At 67.0% G+C, this 18142-nt stretch carries 15 protein-coding genes; 3 read left to right on the top strand and 12 right to left on the bottom strand.

From position 1 onward, the window contains the following. Window positions 1-7: 7 nt before the first annotated feature. Window positions 8-1048, bottom strand: a complete 1041-nt coding sequence (locus tag AC1DS3_RS01740; protein WP_477126586.1) for a S1C family serine protease — start codon at window positions 1046-1048, stop codon at window positions 8-10. Window positions 1049-1284: 236 nt separating this feature from the next. On the opposite strand from AC1DS3_RS01740, the gene AC1DS3_RS01735 reads away from it, so the two are divergent. After that, window positions 1285-1569 carry a YjfB family protein gene (locus AC1DS3_RS01735; RefSeq protein ID WP_441638470.1) on the top strand — a complete coding sequence of 95 codons (285 nt, stop codon included), beginning with the start codon at window positions 1285-1287 and terminating at the stop codon, window positions 1567-1569. A 61-nt stretch (window positions 1570-1630) separates the two neighbouring features. On the opposite strand, the gene AC1DS3_RS01730 is transcribed toward AC1DS3_RS01735, so the two are convergent. The 8 genes from AC1DS3_RS01730 to AC1DS3_RS01695 form a co-directional block, all read right to left on the bottom strand. After that, entirely contained in the window at window positions 1631-3547 is a 1917-nt protein-coding gene (locus AC1DS3_RS01730) for a sensor histidine kinase (protein ID WP_441638468.1), read from the bottom strand. 135 nt (window positions 3548-3682) lie between these two features. After that, window positions 3683-4081, bottom strand: a complete 399-nt coding sequence (locus AC1DS3_RS01725; RefSeq protein ID WP_441638466.1) for a hypothetical protein — start codon at window positions 4079-4081, stop codon at window positions 3683-3685. A 96-nt stretch (window positions 4082-4177) separates the two neighbouring features. Then, window positions 4178-5533: a TolC family protein gene (locus AC1DS3_RS01720; protein ID WP_441638464.1), complete on the bottom strand. Its 1356-nt coding sequence runs from the start codon at window positions 5531-5533 to the stop codon at window positions 4178-4180. Window positions 5534-5543: 10 nt separating this feature from the next. Beyond that, complete coding sequence (locus AC1DS3_RS01715) at window positions 5544-8684, bottom strand: efflux RND transporter permease subunit (RefSeq protein ID WP_477126585.1); 3141 nt, start codon at window positions 8682-8684, stop codon at window positions 5544-5546. After that, window positions 8677-9843 carry an efflux RND transporter periplasmic adaptor subunit gene (locus tag AC1DS3_RS01710; protein WP_441638460.1) on the bottom strand — a complete coding sequence of 389 codons (1167 nt, stop codon included), beginning with the start codon at window positions 9841-9843 and terminating at the stop codon, window positions 8677-8679. Before AC1DS3_RS01710 ends, AC1DS3_RS01715 begins: the two co-directional genes overlap by 8 nt. 452 nt (window positions 9844-10295) lie before the next feature. Beyond that, window positions 10296-10652, bottom strand: a complete 357-nt coding sequence (locus AC1DS3_RS01705; RefSeq protein ID WP_441638458.1) for a hypothetical protein — start codon at window positions 10650-10652, stop codon at window positions 10296-10298. 27 nt (window positions 10653-10679) lie between these two features. Beyond that, window positions 10680-11381, bottom strand: coding sequence for an MgtC/SapB family protein (locus tag AC1DS3_RS01700; RefSeq protein WP_201777403.1), 702 nt, complete (start codon window positions 11379-11381; stop codon window positions 10680-10682). Between the two features lie 485 nt (window positions 11382-11866). Beyond that, on the bottom strand, window positions 11867-13105 hold the full coding sequence (locus tag AC1DS3_RS01695; protein ID WP_441638456.1) for an MFS transporter: 1239 nt from the start codon (window positions 13103-13105) through the stop codon (window positions 11867-11869). Window positions 13106-13650: 545 nt separating this feature from the next. On the opposite strand from AC1DS3_RS01695, the gene gnd reads away from it, so the two are divergent. Then, complete coding sequence (gene gnd / locus AC1DS3_RS01690) at window positions 13651-14688, top strand: phosphogluconate dehydrogenase (NAD(+)-dependent, decarboxylating) (protein WP_441638454.1); 1038 nt, start codon at window positions 13651-13653, stop codon at window positions 14686-14688. Window positions 14689-14892: 204 nt separating this feature from the next. Further along, a complete protein-coding gene (locus tag AC1DS3_RS01685) occupies window positions 14893-15855 on the top strand; it encodes a chemotaxis protein (RefSeq protein WP_441638452.1) in 963 nt (320 codons plus the stop codon). 235 nt (window positions 15856-16090) lie between these two features. On the opposite strand, the gene AC1DS3_RS01680 is transcribed toward AC1DS3_RS01685, so the two are convergent. From AC1DS3_RS01680 to AC1DS3_RS01670, 3 genes are read right to left on the bottom strand one after another with little or no spacing between them, the layout of a single operon-like run. Then, window positions 16091-16819, bottom strand: a complete 729-nt coding sequence (locus AC1DS3_RS01680) for an amino acid ABC transporter ATP-binding protein (protein WP_441638450.1) — start codon at window positions 16817-16819, stop codon at window positions 16091-16093. Further along, on the bottom strand, window positions 16800-17456 hold the full coding sequence (locus AC1DS3_RS01675; protein WP_441638448.1) for an amino acid ABC transporter permease: 657 nt from the start codon (window positions 17454-17456) through the stop codon (window positions 16800-16802). The genes AC1DS3_RS01680 and AC1DS3_RS01675 overlap by 20 nt, the downstream gene beginning before the upstream one ends. After that, window positions 17453-18118 (bottom strand): amino acid ABC transporter permease, encoded by a 666-nt coding sequence (locus AC1DS3_RS01670; protein ID WP_477126584.1) that lies wholly within the window; start codon window positions 18116-18118, stop codon window positions 17453-17455. The genes AC1DS3_RS01675 and AC1DS3_RS01670 overlap by 4 nt, the downstream gene beginning before the upstream one ends. Between the last annotated feature and the right edge of the window lie 24 nt (window positions 18119-18142).

Below are 18142 nucleotides of genomic sequence, written 5' to 3'. Positions count from 1 at the left end.
CCGCTTGCTACTTCGTGTATGAAAAGTAATAGGGGCTGGTGGCGGATCGCATCACATAGCGGCCGTCGGCTTCGGTCAGCCGATAGCATGTTTGCATCGCGTTGAAACTCGGGTTGGCCATCTCCAGGCAGACCTGGTTGGCTTCCGGCTCGATGCGGTAGCGCCCGGACGAATAGCCGCGGCTGACGGAATTGGTCACATCCAGGCTGCCGCTTTCCCGGACCTGCATCCAGAGCGTAACGCCGGACGGCGCGATGGCATTGATCCTTCCGAGATGCGTGAAATGGCTGGCCAGCTCGGCCCCGGTCAGTTGCCTGCCCTGCGGGCCGGCTGCAGGCCGGGTCGGGGCGTAGGCCGTGGCGCCCTGGCCAGGCTGCCCAGGCTGGCCAGGCGGGAGCGCCATGGCAGGCGGGGCGGCGGACGCCGTCTCGCTACGGAATTTCTGCAGTKCCAGCGCGGACCGCGCTGGCACTTCGCTGATCCATTGCGCGGGAATGGCAAAATTGATGTTCTGCGCGTCGGTCCGCATCAGGTAGGTAATGCCGACGAGCTGCCCGTCCGTGTTGAACAGGCCGCCACCGCTGGAGCCCGGGGAGATCGGGGCGGTGGTCTGGAGGCGGACGATGCGGTCGCGCTCGTCCTTGTTCAGCGAGGAGAGCAGGCCATCGCTCAGCGTCAGCTCGTAGCCGCGCGGCGCGCCGATGGCGTAGACCTTCTGCCCCACCTTGAGCGCGGCCAGCGGCGCGATCTTTACCGCCGGGGCGGTGAGGCCCTTGGCGCGCAGGATGCAGAGGTCGCGCTCGACATCGGCGTGCACCAGGCTGGCGCCATACGTGACCTTCTCGCGCCGGATGCTGACGGATTTGCCGCTCTTGAGCACGTGGCAGTTAGTGACCAGTTCCTCCGGCCCGATCACCACCGAGCTGCCCAGGCCGAACCGCGTGCCTTGCGCGTCAAAGACGGATACTACCCAGATGCTGGGCGATTCCCGCTCATAGAGTTCGGCCGAATCCAGCGCCAGGCAATCCGTCGAGATGCCAAAAGCCAAACACGAAATAGCGACGCTTCCCGCAATGTTTTGCGCCCGACCCATGATGTTCATTCTGGTGACTGGTTTTGCCGGATTCAGCCGCTATCCTGACGGTGCGGGCTGTCTGGTCTTTCCCCGGCCAGTTCGGCCGGGCTGCCTATGATAAACGTTCCGGATGCCAAGCGGGTGGCCCGCTATTGCGGCCGCCGCGCTAAAGATTCCCGGTTGATGGCCGACAACATGGATGCTGGGAGGTGCGCTTTCCCGCTGGCTTCAATGCCAATCGTAGCTTCAGCCGCAGCTTCAACGGTAGCTTCAATCTCAACCTCAATTTCAACCTGGAAGACCATTCAATGGATATTTCCCTCGTCAGTGCCGCTAGCAACTCGGGCGGCGATCCGGTGCCCACCATGATGCTGCGCAAGTCGCTGGACCTGCAGGCTCAGAGCGTGGCAACCCTGCTGGGCTCGATGCCGCAAGTCAGCGTTCCGGCCAGCAATCCGCCTCACCTTGGCCAGAACATCGACGTCAAGGTCTGATTCCGGTAATCCGGTAACGGAGCTGCCCGCGCCCAGGTTGACATCGAACGGGTGCGGGGAGCTAAACGGCGGAGCCGGGCGGCTGCGGCGCCAGCGCGAACGCCAGCCGCACGGTCGTCCCTTGCGCCGAAGAGCGCAGGTCCAGCGCCGCTCCGATGGCCTCGGCACGCCGGCGCATATTGCCCAATCCCCGTCCGTGCGCGGCAGCCTCGGGCGCAAAGCCGCGGCCATTGTCGTGGATCTCGACGACCAGGGCTTGCTGGCCGGCATCATGGCGCGCCGAGACCCGGATAGCGCTGCCGCCGCCATGCTGCATGGCATTGGAAAACACCTCCAGCAACAGGTAGTGCAGCTCACGCACCCGCTGCGGCGTCAGGTCGTGCAGCGCCGGCAGGCGCGCTACCTGCCAGTCCACCCGCAATCCCGCCGCCTCCAGCCGCGGGCCAAGCCGGTAGCGCAGGTTGCCGAGTACGGTGGCCAGGTCGCCGCCGGTGTCCTGCAGCGCATCGACGGATAGTTTCAGGGCATCCAGCGCATGCTGCAGCTGTTGCTGCAACGTGTGCGTGGAAGGGCTGCCGGAGCGCAGCATGGAGAGCATGCCCACCAGCTGGCTGCCAAGGCCGTCATGGATATCGCGCAAGACCCTGCCGCGCTCTTGCAGGGTGGCCTGCTCGCGCTCCATCTCGCGGGAGTGGCGGTACAGCGCATACAGTTCCTGCTCCTTGCGCGAGACCGCCCTGTCCAGCTTCTGGTTCAGGGCAGCCAGCATGCGTGTGGCGCGCGTGTAGCGGTCGACCAGCAGCCAGCCCATGGTCAGGCTGAAAATCAGCGACACGTAGCGGGTGACGGAGGAGTCCCAGTAGTCATCCCCGATCCACCAGACATGGATCAAATCCAGCATCGAGATGAGCAGGGTGAGGCCAAGGGCGGCGGCAATCGCCGTGCGCTCACGCTCCGGGCGCGTCACGGCGGCGCGGACCAGCACGGCCACGATCGACAGTGCCATCGCAACATTGACGACCACATTGGCCAGCACCATGGCGCGGGTGCTGTGGGCCGCCACCATCAGCGCGATCAGCGGAAGCTTGACGCTCAGGTAGAGCCGCAGCACGCGGCGCAGCCAGCGCGCCTCCAGGCCGGTCACCAGGATGGCGAACCTGGCGGTCGCGTACATGAAGACCGCCCGCCCGGCCAGCACCACCGCGAGCCACGCATCGGGCGCGCCGGCGTCGTCGGAAACGAAGTACTCGGCCAGCCCGAAAGACCAGCCAAACTCGGCGATGGCATATAACCCGAACAGGGGATCCCGCTGGCGCCACCACACCAGCGCCGCCAGGCAAGCTAGCAGCACACTGGCCGCCGCGATGACTATCGGGCCGATGACCTTGAACCAGAGCGCGCGCTGGTAGTGGGCCTCCACCAGTGCCGGGGCACCAAACTCCACGCGTGACAGGCCGCCGCGCGAGCTGGCGCTGGCAGCGATCGTGACAATCAGTTCGTTCTCCGGGCGCAGCAGGTCAGCCGGCACCGGGATCAGCAATGGCTGCTGGCCGGCATAGGACGCCGGGGCCGACAGGCTGCCCGCGTGGGCGAGGCGGCTGCCGTTGAGGCGCACTTCATAGCTATTGGCGGCCCGCTCGATATACAGCGCGGCCATGCCCTGGCGGCCTGGCAAATCCGGGAAGCGCAGGAGAAATCGCGCGCCGCCGGTCTGGCCGGGACGGGACCGGTCCCAGTAGTAAGGCAGCCTGACGGTGGCCGGCGTGCCGTCGCCGGTGATCATGGCGGCCTCGCCAAGGATCTGCGGCTGCCCGGCGGCAAGCGGCGATGTGCCGGGCAAGGCGAGCAGCAGCCAGAGCACAAGCGCTAGCAGCGGCTTTGCGGTGAGCAGGGGGCGGGGCAACAGGATGCGCGCCATCCGCAAGGGGGCGGTAGCCGGCGTGGCGGGGGCGCTTGCCGCCGCGTGGGGTATCACCATGAGCTGGTCTGGGGCTTGGCGCAAGGGTGCGGGATGATGGCCCCGCCGCGCCCATCGTAGCTTTGCGCCGGAGCTCGGTCAATCGCACCGGTTGCGCGGCCCATCGCCGCGCCTTCAGGCGGGATGGGCCGGGCTTCACCCCACCGCGGCCGGCGCGCTCGCGGCGGGCCTGGAGCTGGTGCCGCCAGCGGGTGAAGGCACCCGTTTCAGGCGTTCGGCGTGTGCCGCCTCGGCATGGTTGCCCATGACCTCCAGGCGCAGCAGGATGATGGGCACGGACACCAAGGCACGTTCCAGCGCAACCAGCAACTGCCCGGCCCGCATTTGCGGCATACGGATCTCAAAGCTCAGCATGCACTTGATTGGCGGCAGGCCGAGCGGCATCTGCCGCTCGTTGGCGGGGTACTGGCCGCAGTCGCTGGTGGCGCAACGCATGGCCACGCGCACGTCGGGCACATCGTCCAGCCGCGCGATCACGCTCAGGCGATACAGGCGCCACCGCTGGACGGGCGGCGCAAGGTTGACGGCTTTCATGGCAGCTCTCCTTTGAATTTTGATGCGAGGCAATCGAAGCAATCGAAGCGATCGAAGCGTTTGGTGCGCCCGGCCGTGGCCGAGCGCACCGGGCCTTCAAAGCGCGGGCCGCAAGCCGGTGGAAAGTTGCAGCTCCACCGTGGCGCCCGCCAGGTCCGCCTGGGCCTGGAGGTAGTCGAGGTAGGTCTCGTCCGCGGTGCGTTGCGCGTCGAGCAGTTCCAGCAGGGAGGCCGAGCCGTGACGGTACGACTGGCGCATGCCGTCCAGCACCCTGTCGGCATCGGCGATCACCGAGTCGCGGTAGCGCTGCAGGTTGTCCTGCGCGGCCTGGAACGCGGTGAGCGCATTGCGCACGTCGACCTCGGTCTTCAGCTCCGCCTCGCGCAGGGCCAGCATGGCCTGCGTGACCTCCGACTCCGCCTGGATCAGCTCGCCGCGCTGCAGGCGCGACAAGGGCAGGGGAATCGACACCGACACGCCCAGCATGCGCGAGCGCGCCGTGGCGTCGCCGCTGGGCTGGCCCTCATCGTCCGTGGTGCCGCGTACGCCGGGGGTCATGGTCATCGCGAAGCTCACGCTGGGATCCACCCAGCGGTTGGCGCGCGCCAGTCCCGACTTGTCGCGGGCATTCTCCAGTGTGGCGCGGGCGATCCGGACCTCGTCGCGCGCTTCCATCGCCTGGGCGATCAGCGCGCCGCTGTCGGTGCCGGGATCGTAGGGCTGGAACTCGCAAGCCAGCGGCGCGTTGCCGAAGGCCTCGGCCACGCGCACGCCAAGCTGGATGGACAGCTTTTGCATGGCGGCCTGCGCGGCGGCGCGTGCGGATTTCACCTCGGCGGTGAAGCGGTCGCGCTCGACCCGCGACTGCGACAGCTCCAGGCCGCCGATGTCGCCGGCCTTGCGGCGGATCTCGTTGGCGCGCACCACATTGGACAGAGCGGACAGCGTCGATTCCTGCCGGACCAGGGCCTCGCGGCTGCGGCAGGCTTCGACAAAGGCGGTGGCGGATTCCTGGTACAGCGTGTGCTTGAAGCCCTGCAGGTTCGCCTCGGTCAGGCGCAGGTTGCTCTCGGCGGCGCGGATGCGCGCGCTGCGCTTGCCGCCTAGCTCGATGGGGATCTCGATTTCGAACTCATGCGTGCGCGGCGGCTTGGGCGACACCGCGCGGCTGGTCTCGATGTTGCCACGGCCGTACTTGAACACCGGGTCCGGGCGCACGCCGGCGATCGAGATCTCGGCTTGGGCGCCGCGGATGGTTTCCTGCTGCGCGGACAGGCCGATGTTCTGCCGCTCCACCGTGTCGAGATAGGAGGCGAAGCGGACCGGTCCGCGGGCCGTGGCGGCGGCGGGCTCGTCCTGCGCCCAGGATGCGGATGCCGCCAGCATCGACGTTGCCAGGAAGAGGTGGCGCAGGGCGGGTGCCGCTGGCAAGTTCTTGTCTTTGATTTGCATGGGATTCTCTTCAGGCCTGGCCGGTGGCGCCGGTCGCCGGTGGGTTGCCTTCGGCATCGATTTCCGATTCCCTGGCACCTTGCGCCGCGCGCTCGGCGCGGGCTTCAACCAGGTAGTAAAGGGCGGGCAGCAACAGCAGGGTCAGCAAGGTGGCGGTAAAGAGGCCGCCTACCACCACCGTGGCCAACGGCCGCTGCACATCGCTGCCGAGGCCTCGCGCCAGCATCGCGGGCGTAAGCCCGATGGCGGCCACGGTGGCGGTCATCAGCACCGGACGCATGCGGCTTGCCGCGCCTTCGATCACCGCTTCGCGCAGGCTCAGGCCGTCCTGCGCGCGCAGCCGGTTGATCTGCGAGATCATCAGCACGCCGTTGAGCACGGCTACGCCAAACAGGGCGATAAAGCCCACCGCGCTGGATACGTTCAGCGTCATGCCGCGCAGATGCAGCGCAGCCAGGCCGCCGATGGTGGCCAAAGGCACCGCCAGCAGCACCAGCGCCGGCTGGCGCAGGTTGCGGAATTCGGCAAAGAGCAGCACGAACATCAGCGCCAGCGTCATCGGCAGGATGATGGCGAGGCGCGCCTGCGCACGTTCCAGGTTCTCGAACTGGCCGCCCCATTCGATCTGGATGCGCTTGTGGTCGTAGGACACGGCGCGCTCGATGGCGGGCTGGGCCTCCTTGAGGAAGCCGGACAGATCGCGGTCGCGCACGTTCAGGCGCACGATGATGTGGCGGCGCGCCATCTCGCGCACGATCACGCTTTCGCCGGACACGGTGGCGATGCGAGCGACTTGCGCCAGCGGCACCTTGGCGCCATTGGCCGCGGTCAGCATCAGGTCGCCCACGCTAGATGTGCTGGCACGCATGGCCGGCGGGAAGCGCACCGTCATGTCGTAGCTCTTCTCACCCACATAGAGCTGGCCAACCGGCGATCCACCGATGCCGGTGGAGATCAGCTCGGCCACGTCGGCCGCGTTGATGCCGTAGCGCGCGGCGGCGGCGCGGTCCAGGTCGATCTTCAGGTTGGGCAGCGGAGGCTCCACGTCGATTGCCACATCCGCCGCGCCGGGCACGCCGCGCAGCGCGGTGGCGACTTCACCGGCAATGCGGCGCACGTCGCGCAGGTCGTCGCCGAACACCTTGACCACCAGGTCGCTATGCGCGCCGGAGAGCTTGTCCTGCACCCCGTCGATCATCGGCTGCATGAAGCCGACCGAGTAGCCCGGCATCTGCGCATAGCGCGCCGCCAGCTTGTCGATCAGCTGCTGCTTGGTCATGCCCGAGGCCCACGTCTTGTACGGATGCAGGCCGACGCTGGCCTCGATATGAGAGGGCGTCCAGTAGTCGGTGCCGTCGTCGTTGCGGCCGGTCTGCGTCACCACGTAGGAGATTTCGGGGAACTCGCGGGTCACCCGGCGCAGCTCGCTGGCCATGTCAGAGGCGCGCTCCAGGGTGATGCCGGGCGGCATCTGCACCTGCAGCCACAGCGAGCCTTCATCCAGGTACGGCAGGAAGTCGCGCCCGATGGTAGCGCCAAGCGCCAGCACGCAGGCGAGCGCCAGCGCGCAGCTGGCGGCCACCCAGCGGATGCGGCCAATGCCGCGCTCCAGCGCCACGCGGTAGCGCACGCCCAGCCAGTCCAGCACAGGATTGTGAAACACGCGGCGCGGCTTGCGMATGGCGATCCAGGCCAGCCCCGGCACCAGCGCCAGCGCAACGATCAAGGCGCCGATCAGCGCCGCGCCAACGGCGAACGCCATCGGCGAGAACAGCTTGTACTCGATGCGCTCGAAGGAGAACAAGGGCAGGTAGGCCGCAACGATCACCAGCATGCCGAAGAACATCGGACGCGCCACCTGCAAGGCGGCCTCGATGGCGTCGCGCGGGGTGAGCGCGCGGTCCTTGTCCTGCTCGCGCCGGCGCAGGATGTTCTCCACCAGCACCACCGCGCCATCCACCAGGATGCCGAAGTCGATCGCGCCCAGGCTCAGCAGGTTGGCCGGGATGCGCAGGTGATACATGAAGACAAAGGCGATCAGCAGCGAGAGCGGAATCGTCAGCGCCACGATCAGCGCCGCGCGCGGGCTGCCCAGGAACAGCAGCAGCACGATGCCCACCAGCAGCATGCCTTCGGTCAGCGTGAAACCTACCGTGCGCATGGTGGCGTCGATCAGCGAGGTGCGGTCGAGGTAGGCGACCACCTTCACGTCCTTGGGCAGCAGGTTGTCGTTCAGATCCCGCACCGCCTCGTGCACGCCCTCAAGCGCTTCCGATGCGTTGAAATCCTTGAGCAGCAGCGTGATGCCGGAGATCGTGTCCGGGTTGTCGTCCTTGCCCAGGATGCCGCGCCGCTCCACGTTGCCGTAGCGCAGCGTGCCGAGGTCCTTKACCAGCACGGGGGTGCCGTCCTTGCTCGTGACCACCACGTTGCCCATGTCGTCGAGCGAGCGCAGCAGGCCCACGCCACGCACCACGTACGATTGTTCGCCGCGGTCGATGACGCTGCCGCCCGCATTGACGTTGTTGGCGTTGAGCGCCTCGGTGACCTGCGTCAGCGTCAGGTTGTACTGCGTCAGCCGCGCCGGGTCGAGTTCCAGCATGAACTGCGTGGTGAGCCCGCCGAAATTGGTGACGTCGACCACGCCGCGCACTTTCTTCAGGCGCGGGATCACGGTCCAGGTCTGCAGCTCGGATAGCTCGCGCAGGTCGCGCGTCGTGGACTCCAGCGTGTAGCGGTAGAACTCCCCGGTAGGCGAGGTGTACGGGTCCAGCCCCGGCTTGGCGCCGTAGGGCAGGTCGACCTCGTTCAGGCGTTCCTGCAGGCGCTGGCGCGCCCAGTAGCCGTCGGTGCCATCCTCGAAGACCACGGTGATCAGCGACAGCGCGAACAGGCTGCGGGTGCGCAGCACATGCATGCCGGGCGTGGCCAGCAGCGCGCGCTCCAGCGGAATGGTGATCTGCTGCTCGATTTCCTCCGCGCCGAGGCCTGGCACCTGGGTCACGATCTGCGACGTAACGTCGGCAATGTCCGGATAGGCTTCCACGGGCAGTTGCTTCCAGCTGTAGGCGCCGTACAGCGCCACCAGCGCAAAGACCAGCCAGACGATGGCGCGCCGGTTGAAGCAAAGGGTGACGAGGCGGTCAATCATGTAGCAGCACTCCGTTTTTCACGACGATGCGTTCGCCGGCCTTGAGCCCGGCGAGGATCTCGACTTGCCCGTCGGCATGCGCGCCCGTGGTGACCACGCGCGGCTCGAAGCGCAGCGGGGCCTTCTCCACCAGCACGCGCGTGTAGAGCCCGCTTTGCAGCAGTGCGGTGGGCGGCACCAGCAGTGCCGCGTGCTTTTCTCCCGCGAAGGTCACCTTGGCGAAGAGGCCGGGGCGATAGCGTCCGTCCGCGTTGTCGATGGCCACGCGGACCTTGACGGTGCGAGTGTCGGGGTCGAGGATCTCGCCGATGTAGCGGACCTTGCCGGTCACGGGCTTGCCGGGGTAGGCGTTGAGCAGGATCTCGGCGGGCTGGCCGACGAAGATCGAGGCGATGTCTTTCTCCGACACGTTGGCCGCGAGGTAGACCGTGGACAGGTCGGCCACCGTCATGACCGGCGCGCCGTTGTCGTTCCAGAAGCCGCCCTGCGCGCCTTCGAGCTCGATCACCCGGCCGGCCAGCGGCGCGTGCATGGTGTACTGGCGGTGCGATTGCGGTGCGGTGCCGGCGCCAAGCTGCGCGAGCTGGGCGGCCGTGGTCACGGCGTCGCTGTTGGCTTGCGCGTAGGCCAGCTGGGCTTGTTCATAATCCTTGCGTGCCGCGATTTCCGCTTCGAACAGGGTGCGTTGGCGGTCCAGGTTCAGCTTGGCTTCGAGGAGCGCCGCGCGCGCTTTGCTGGCCTCACCCTGAGCCGCGCTCAGCTCGGCGGAATCCAGCGTGAAGAGCGGGTCTCCCTTGCGCACGACGTCGCCCAGGGCAGCGTGCAGGCGAACGATGCGCCCGGGCATCGGTGGCACGATCTTGACCAGCTTGGCGGCATCGGGCTCGATCGAGCCCGGTACCTCGATGGGGCGCTCCAGCGCTTGCTCGACGAGGGTCTGCACCTGCAATTGGGTGCGCAATGGCGATGTCTCGGGCACCGTGATGAAGTTGCCCTCGCGGACCGGCTCGGTACTGTGCTTGGGCGTGTTGGCGATGGCGCCAGACAGGCTGGCGCCATCGCAGCCGGCCAGCGTGAGACATGCCGCGCAGACGGCGGCGAGCGCAAGGCCTGGCTGCCGGCGCAGCGGCAAGCATTGGCGGGTGGTGGGCGTTTGCATGGATTTTTCTCCTCGGTCGGTGCACTTGCCGTGGCGGCAGCCAGGACAGGGGCACCGCTTGTTGCCGGTGCGTCGTCGGTGGAATCGCAAAGCGGAATCACAGGGTCAGGATCCACGGACGACAGGATTCGACGGGCGTGACGCATCCCCGGCGCTGCGGGGTGGCAAATCCACGCAGGTAACCGGTGATGGGCGAAAGCGCCCGCTTTGCTAACGGTGGGGAGGCGGCGCGGAAGGCGGGGCGGGTCCGGCGCGCACGCGGCCGGGACGGCGCGAAACGCAACGGGAGCCTGGCGGGTCCAGGTAGCCGGTGCCGCGGCTCCGGCAGGATGCCGGAAGCGGAGTCAGGCCAGCTGGAACGCGCCGTGCCTTCGGCGCTGCCTACTAGAAGGGTCTGGGTCCATGTCTTTCCTCAGGCAATCAGGGTGGATCTTGGCGGGTGGGCCTTGCGCTCAGGCCGCGGCCAACGCGCGCTCGGGCTGCGGCACGGTTTCCCAGCGCACGGCGCGAACCAGCGGCTCCAGGCCAAGGCGCTGCACCAGCTTGACCATGCCGGGCCTGCCGCCCGGCTGGCAATGCACCAGCACACGCATCTCGACCAGCTCGCGGCGCTCGCACTGCCGGGTGCGCAGGCGCTGCAGCGAGAGTTCGCGCGCGGCCAGCTCCTGGCGGATCTGCTGCTCCAGCCGGGCGCCATAGTCGTCCTTGCAGAGCAGCACCACCTGGAACAGCTGGGCGGCTGTGCCGCGGCTCGCCTGGGCGGTGCGGCGGTTGGGGGCCTGGGGGAGCATCCAGTTGAACAAACGCATATCCAGCTCCTTTCCTTCTCCTTGGGGTTATTCGAGCGCGCCGGCCGGAATGGCCCAGCGCACGAGGGAAACGCTCTTCTCCATGCTGATGCGGCTGACGATCTGCTCCAGCTTGCCTTCATTGCCGGGCGCGGCCAGCACATCGGCGCGGACTTCTATGTGCCCGCCAGCGGCGGTGTCCTCGCTGTGCAGCGACTGCAGCAGCAGGGCGGGCATTTCGGTCAGTGCATGCAGCAGCAAGCCGCGCACGCGGATTTCTTCCTGGGCCGTGCATACCGTGGTGATGCGATAGACCATCTCCACTTCCGGCGCGGTGGCCGTGCCGTTGCGATTGATGCGCTGGCCCAGCATGCGCAGGCCAAAGTTGGCGCACAGGATGCAGGCGGTGCCGATGGCGGCTTCCAGCGCATGGCCAAGGCCGGCGAGCACGCCGACGGCGGCGGAGCACCACAGCGTGGCAGCGGTATTCAGGCCGCGCACGTTCAGGCCGTCGCGCATGATCACGCCGGCGCCGAGAAAGCCAATGCCCGAGACGACCTGCGCGGCAATGCGCGCATGCCCCTGCGGGTCAAACGTAAAGGCGGAAACCGAAACAAACAAGGCCGCGCCGGCGGCGACCAGCGCGTTTGTGCGCAGCCCCGCCATGCGTTGGCGCAGTTGCCGTTCGGTACCGATGCAAGCGCCCAGCGCCAGCGCTTCGAGCAAACGCAGGGCAAATTCGTGCCACACCATGAGAACTCCCGTATTGAGCAGGAAGCACCGGTGAGTCTTGTGCAAATCGCGGACAAGCGCAGGCAGCGGCGTGCTGCAACGCAGGCGCGATCAGAAGAATGAAGCCGTATTCAAGAAGAGAGGCGGGACAGGACGTCCGGCCTCGAAGCACCGTGCCGCAAGCGGGGCACGGTCGCTAGGGATACCGTGGCCCGTCAGGCGGAGGTGCCGATCCTGGATCGACTACTGTCGTCGGAACAAGTGCTCACTGGGTAGCCCTGGAATTAAGAACCCGCGTACTGTAGCGGTGCAAGTTGAATGGGTCAAGCACAAAACGGCCGATGCCTGCGATTCATCGATATTGACGGTTGAATGCGTGTGAATTGCCTGAAAATCAATCGGACAAGTCCGAAAATAGATCAGAGAATTATCGAATCAAAGCATCGCATTGGAATGTCTCACGGCCTTATCTGGCGTGCCGCGAGATTGGCGCGTCGCGATAGTCAGTGCGTCGGCGTCGGCGCCGGTACGGCAGCGCGCCGCGACCGCGCCGCCAGCAACTGGCTCAGGCCCAGCCCGCCCAGCGCCGCCACCGCCGAGAACAGGAATACCGAGCCATAGCCCGCATGGCTGGCGATCACGCCGGCCACCGGGCCGGTCAGCCCCAGCGCCAGGTCCAGGAACAGCGCATAGGCGCCAAGCGCCGAGCCGCGGTTGCTCTGGGGCACCAGCTTGACCGCCTCCATGCCCAGCGACGGGAACACCAAGGCAAAGCCAAAGCCGGTGACGGCGGCGCCGATCAGCGCCTGCGCGGGTGACGGCGCAAGCCAGATCAGGGCCAGGCCGGCGGCTTCCACGGCAAACGAGCACAGCGCCACCCGATAGCCGCCAAAGCGGCCGATGCTATCGGCCAGCAGCAGGCGCGCCACCACAAAGGTCACGCCCAGGCTGGTCAGCGCCAGCGCGGCATGGTCCCAGCCGTGGCTGGCGTAGTACAGCGTCACAAAGGCCGTGATGGCGCCAAAGCCCACCGAGCCCAGCGCCAGGCACAGGCCAAATGGCGTCATATGGCGGAACACGGTGCGAAACGGCATGCGCGCGCCCTTTACCGTGGGCACCGCTGCCTTGCGCCGGGCCAGCATGAACGCGGCCAGGGCCATGACGGTGGTGACGATGCCCAGCGAGGCAAAGCCCCAGCGCGCATCCAGCAGTACGCCAACCGGCGCGCCCAGCGCCAGCGCGCCATAGGTGGTCATGCCATTCCACGAGATCACCTTGCCGGTATGGCGGGCGCCCACGTCGCCGATACCCCAGGCAATGGTGCCGGTGGTCACCAGGCTCTCGCCCGCGCCCAGCATCAGCCGGCCGGCGAACAGCCACGCCAGGCTAAGCCAGCCGATCGACACGAACAGGCTGGAGACCACGGCCAGCAACCCGCTGGCGGCAACCAGCGTGAGCCCGAGCGTGACGGATTTCTTGGCACCCTGCAGGTCGCACAGGTTGCCGGCGTAGGCGCGGCTCAGCAGCGTGGCCAGGTACTGGATGCTGACCGCCAGCCCGGCCACGACCGTGCCATAGCCGAGATCGCCGTGGACAAAGCCGGGCACCACCGCTAGCGGCAGGCCGACCGTCAGGTAGGCGATGAAGTTGAAGAAGACGATGGCGACGATGCGCCGGTTGATGCTGCCTTGCTGGTGTTCCCCGGATTCCGGGGCGGCGAGGGTCGTGCTGTTTGCGGACATGGCGATACGAAGGCGAGGGTCTTGGCGCTGGAAGGGCAGAGCCCGGACAACGAACCGTGGCGCGCCATGCTTGGGGCACGCGGGATAGTGCGGTCTTGGGGCGAATGCGAACGGGGAAGCGGAGGTGTGATGTGGGCGCTACTCGAGGCGGCGGGTTGATACGGCGGGGCGCGGGCGGTGGGCTGGCAGCATGAGCAGGGACATGGCTAGGGGGCGGGTTAGCCGGCCTGTGTCCCCAGAAGCTGGCCGGTGAAATCGGAGCCGCCCGGTCGTATGCAAGTCCGCCGCTGCTGGCTGGGCAATTTTAAGCGGGTGTTTAGTTGGTGTAAATCCGGGTTGCGGAATTTTGCACCATCGAGTGCGGCGAACGTGTGCCAGGTCAGGCCGAAGTGCGCTAAATGGCACGTTCACGAGGGCGGCGAGGTCTGTGCAAGTGCGCACGGAGAGGTAGACAATGCCTCGTGGCAGCAGCAGGGCTCGCCACCAGTTTTATCGCCAGTTTCGTCACCAGCTTCATCACCAATGACTCAGTGAGAGGACCGGATATGCAACTCGGAATCATAGGGCTCGGGCGCATGGGCGCAAACATCGCAAGGCGGCTGCTGCGCGCGCAGCACGAGGTGGTGGTGTACAACCGCAGCGCCGACAAGGTGCAGGCCCTCGCGGCGGACGGTGCCGTCGGCGTCACCAGCATCGAGGCGCTGGTTGGCAAGCTGGCTGCCCCGCGCGCGATCTGGGTCATGTTGCCGGCAGGCGACACCACCGAGCAGATGATCGCCGCGCTGGCGGACCTGCTCGAGCCCGGCGACGTCATCATCGACGGCGGCAACACCTTCTACAAGGACGATATCCGGCGCGCGGGCGAACTGGCGGCGCGCCAGCTGCATTATGTGGACGTGGGCACCTCGGGCGGGGTCTGGGGCCTGGAGCGCGGCTATTGCCTGATGATCGGCGGCAAGCAGGAGGTCGTCGGCCGGCTCGATCCGCTGTTCGATACGTTGGCGCCCGGCTATGGCGATATCCCGCGCACGCCGGGGCGCGACCCGGCGAACGACCGCGCGGAGCGCGGCTACATCCACGCCGGGCCGGCGGGCGCGGGCCACTTTGTGAAGATGGTCCACAACGGCATCGAGTACGGCCTGATGCAGGCCTATGCCGAGGGCTTCGACATCCTCAAGACCAAGGCCTCCGAAAGCCTGCCCGAGGCCGAGCGCTTCCAGCTCGACCTGGCGGATATCGCCGAGGTGTGGCGGCGCGGCAGCGTGGTGTCCTCGTGGCTGCTTGATCTCACCGCGCAGGCGCTTGCCAGCGACGTCAAGCTCTCGCGTTTCTCCGGGGAAGTCGCTGACAGCGGGGAGGGGCGCTGGACGATCGACGCGGCTGTCGAGCAGGCAGTGCCGGTGCCGGTGCTGGCCAGCGCGTTGTTTGCGCGGTTCCGCTCGCGGCAGGATCACACCTATGGCGAGCGGCTGCTCTCTGCCATGCGCTTTGGGTTTGGCGGGCATGTGGAAGAACGTGGCGGCGGGCAGGCCAGTGTGGCGCACGCCAGCCGGCCCGCCGGCCTGCCTGATTCCGCACTTTAGCGGGGTGAGGTGCGAATTCGTCAGCCCTTTGCCGCATAGCCGCTAAATTTCCCCAAGGATTGGCCGTTAGCCGGTGCAGTGGCCCGTCATTGCAGCGCGCCGCTCCAGCGCCAAGCAYCGCTGGAGCCACGCGGCGATGCCTGGCCCGGGGAAACGATCAACACCGCGCAGCGAGCCCGCGCATTGCGGGGACAAAGGAAGCGTATGAGCAGCTCGATGAGAGACATCGACGAACGGACCAACCTGACCAACAACAACCAGTTCGAGTTGCTGTTGTTCCGCCTGGGCGAATCGGACCAGTCCGCGCAGAGCGAACTGTTCGGCATCAACGTCTTCAAGGTCCGCGAAATCCTGGTAATGCCCCAGGTCACCACCGTGGTCGGCGGCGGCCCGGCCATGCTCGGCATGGCCGATATCCGCGGCCAGGTGATTCCTGTGATCGACCTGCCCAAGATGGTGGGAAGCACGCCGCGCACCGGCCTGAACATCCTGCTGGTGACCGAATACGCGCGCTCCACGCAAGGCTTTGCCGTGGAAGCCGTGGAAGAAATCGTGCGCCTGGAGTGGAACCAGGTGGTCTCGGCCGAGACCAGCGTCCGGGGCGACATGGTGACCAGCATCGCCAAGCTCCATAACGAGGCCGATCCCGCGAACCCGCGCCTGGTCCAGGTGCTGGACGTGGAGCAGATCCTGCGCGACGTGCTGCCGACCCGCCAGCCGGAAGTGGACCCCAAGACGGTCGGGCCGCAACTGACGCTGCGCCCCGGCACCAAGATTCTGGCCGCCGACGATTCCGCCTTCGCCCGCAGCCTGATCGAGCAAGGCCTCAAGGCCATGGGCGTGCCGGTGCTGATGACCAAGACCGGCCAGGAAGCCTGGCAGCAACTGGGCGAGATCGCCGATCACGCCGCCGCCAACGGCCGCACCGTGCAGGACGAGATCGCGCTGGTGCTGACCGACCTGGAAATGCCCGAGATGGACGGCTTCACGCTAACCCGCAAGATCAAGGCGGACGCGCGCTTCAAGTCGATCCCGGTGGTGATTCACTCCTCGCTGTCCGGGACGGCCAGCGAAGACCACGTGCGCAAGGTGGGGGCCGATGCTTACGTGTCGAAGTTCCTGGCGAAGGACCTGGCGGATACGATCCGGGGCGTGCTGGCACGTTGATTTTTTGTCTCTTGGTTTGCTCTGCATCTCTCCCACTTGTGGGGGAGGGGCCGGGGGATAGGGCGGGCGCTCGTTACGCCTGCATGCTGGAAAACACCACGGGCTTCGCTTCAAGTGGCTCCTAGCCACCCCTCTCCCCGGCCCTGAGGGGAGAGGGAGAGACAGCCGTCGTCATGGCGCGCGGCTTTGGCCTGTTCGGCGGCTTTGGCCTGTTCGCTGGCTTCGGCGAATGCCCTCAGGCCGCCATCCCCAGGAACTGCTGCAGCTCCGGCGTAGCCGGATTGCTGAACAGCTGCTCCGGCGGCCCGATCTCATGCACGCGCCCCTGATGCATGAACACTACCCGGTTGCACACTTCGCGCGCAAAGCGCATTTCGTGCATCACCATCAGCAGCGTCATGCCCTCGCTGGCCAGCTGGCGCACCACGTTCAGCACCTCCACCACCAGCTCCGGGTCCAGCGCCGAGGTAATCTCGTCGCAGAGCAGCGCCCGTGGCTGCATGGCCAGCGCGCGCGCAATCGCCACCCGCTGCTGCTGCCCGCCGGAGAGCTGGTCGGGATAGCTGTCGAACTTCTCCCCCAGCGCTACCTTGGCCAGGCACTCGCGCGCGCGGGTCAAGGCTTCCGGCTCTTTGACGCCGGCCGCCACCGTGGGCGCCAGCATCACGTTGCGCCCCGCGCTCAGGTGCGGGAACAGGTTGAACTGCTGGAAGATCATGCCGACCTTGCGCCGCAGCGCGCGCAGCTCCAGCTCGCTGCTGCCGAGCTTGGCGCCTGCCACGGTGATGTTGCCTTCGTCGATGCTCTCCAGGCCGTTGATACAGCGTAGCAAGGTGCTCTTGCCCGAGCCGCTCTTGCCGATGATGGCAATTACCTCGCCGGCTTCCACCTTCAGGTCGATGCCCTTGAGCACTTCGTTGGCGCCAAAGCGCTTCTTTACGTTTTCAATGGCGATGAGCGACATTGAGCTTCCTTTCCAGGTGACGGCTGTAGCGGGATAGCGGCCAGCACAGCGCAAAGTAGATCAGCGCGACCAGCGCGTAGACGGTAAAGGGGCTGAAGGTGGCGTTGGTGATCACCGTGCCCGCCTTGGACAGTTCGACAAAGCCGATGATGGACGCCAGCGCCGTGCCCTTGATGATCTGCACCACGAACCCCACCGTGGGCGCAATGGCAATGCGCAGCGCCTGTGGCAGGATCACGTAGCGGATCTGCTGCAGGTGGCCCAGCGAGAGGCAGCCGGCGGCTTCCCACTGGCCTTTGGGGATGGCCTCGACGCAGCCACGCCAGATCTCCGCCAGGTAGGCGCCGGACCACAGCGACAACGTCAGGCCAGCGGCCAGCCAGGCCGGGATTTCCACGCCGAACAGCGCCAGGCCGAAGAAGGCCAGGAACAGCTGCATCAGCAGCGGCGTGCCCTGGAACACTTCGATAAAGGCCCATGCCGCACGGCGCAGCGGCGCGCGCCGGCTGATGCGCATCAGCAGCACCAGCAGCCCGATGACGGCACCGCCGGCAAAGGCCACCAGCGACAGCACCACGGTCCAGCGCACCGCCATCAGCAGGTTGCGCAGGATGTCCCAGGTTGAAAAATCGGTCATGACGCCCTCCGGAACAGCATGCCGCCAATGCCGCGCAGCACCTGGCGCAGCCCGATGGCAAGCAGCAGGTAGATGGCGGTGGTCAGCAGGTAGACCTCGAACGCGCGGAAATTCCGGCCCTGGACGAAGTTGGCGGCAAAGGTCAGGTCCTCGACCGCGATCTGCGAGCACACCGCCGAGCCCAGCATGACGATCACCACCTGGCTGGACAGCGCCGGCCAGATCTTCTTCAGGGCGGGGCGCAGCACCACGTGGCGAAATACCTGGAAGGGCGACATCGCCAGGCTGGCGCCCGCCTCAAGCTGGCCGCGCGGCACGGCCGCGATGCCCGCGCGGACAATCTCCGCGCTGTAAGCGCCAAGGTTGATCACCATGGCCAGGATGGCGGCCTGTATTTCTCCCAGTTGCACGCCCGCGCTGGGCAGGCCGAAGAAGATAAAGAACAGCTGGATCAGGAACGGCGTATTGCGGATCAGCTCCACGTAGCCGCCCGCGACGGCCGCCAGCCAGGCCGGCCCCTGGGTGCGCGCCCAGGCGCAGGCGATGCCGAGGGTCACCCCCAGCACGCCGCCCATGGCGGTGAGTTCAGCCGTGACTTTGATGCCGTGCGCGAACACGCCGGCGTAGTMGAAGGCCGAGAGGAAATCGAATTGGTAGGACATGCGGTAGCGATCGGTGGAGGCGCC

It is taken from the genome of Cupriavidus sp. 01L46 (assembly GCF_056399905.1).
The sequence above is the reverse complement of the archived record's forward strand: the minus strand, read 5'-3'. Positions and strand labels throughout refer to the sequence as shown.

What these genes read in the sequence shown, in the direction of transcription:
- AC1DS3_RS01730 (WP_441638468.1), bottom strand. Translation starts at nt 3,547, where the DNA reads ATGGTGATACCCCACGCGGCGGCAAGCGCCCCCGCCACGCCGGCTACC.
- AC1DS3_RS01725 (WP_441638466.1), bottom strand. Translation starts at nt 4,081, where the DNA reads ATGAAAGCCGTCAACCTTGCGCCGCCCGTCCAGCGGTGGCGCCTGTAT.
- AC1DS3_RS01720 (WP_441638464.1), bottom strand. Translation starts at nt 5,533, where the DNA reads ATGCAAATCAAAGACAAGAACTTGCCAGCGGCACCCGCCCTGCGCCAC.
- AC1DS3_RS01710 (WP_441638460.1), bottom strand. Translation starts at nt 9,843, where the DNA reads ATGCAAACGCCCACCACCCGCCAATGCTTGCCGCTGCGCCGGCAGCCA.
- AC1DS3_RS01705 (WP_441638458.1), bottom strand. Translation starts at nt 10,652, where the DNA reads ATGCGTTTGTTCAACTGGATGCTCCCCCAGGCCCCCAACCGCCGCACC.
- AC1DS3_RS01695 (WP_441638456.1), bottom strand. Translation starts at nt 13,105, where the DNA reads ATGTCCGCAAACAGCACGACCCTCGCCGCCCCGGAATCCGGGGAACAC.
- gnd (WP_441638454.1), top strand. Translation starts at nt 13,651, where the DNA reads ATGCAACTCGGAATCATAGGGCTCGGGCGCATGGGCGCAAACATCGCA.
- AC1DS3_RS01685 (WP_441638452.1), top strand. Translation starts at nt 14,893, where the DNA reads ATGAGCAGCTCGATGAGAGACATCGACGAACGGACCAACCTGACCAAC.
- AC1DS3_RS01680 (WP_441638450.1), bottom strand. Translation starts at nt 16,819, where the DNA reads ATGTCGCTCATCGCCATTGAAAACGTAAAGAAGCGCTTTGGCGCCAAC.
- AC1DS3_RS01675 (WP_441638448.1), bottom strand. Translation starts at nt 17,456, where the DNA reads ATGACCGATTTTTCAACCTGGGACATCCTGCGCAACCTGCTGATGGCG.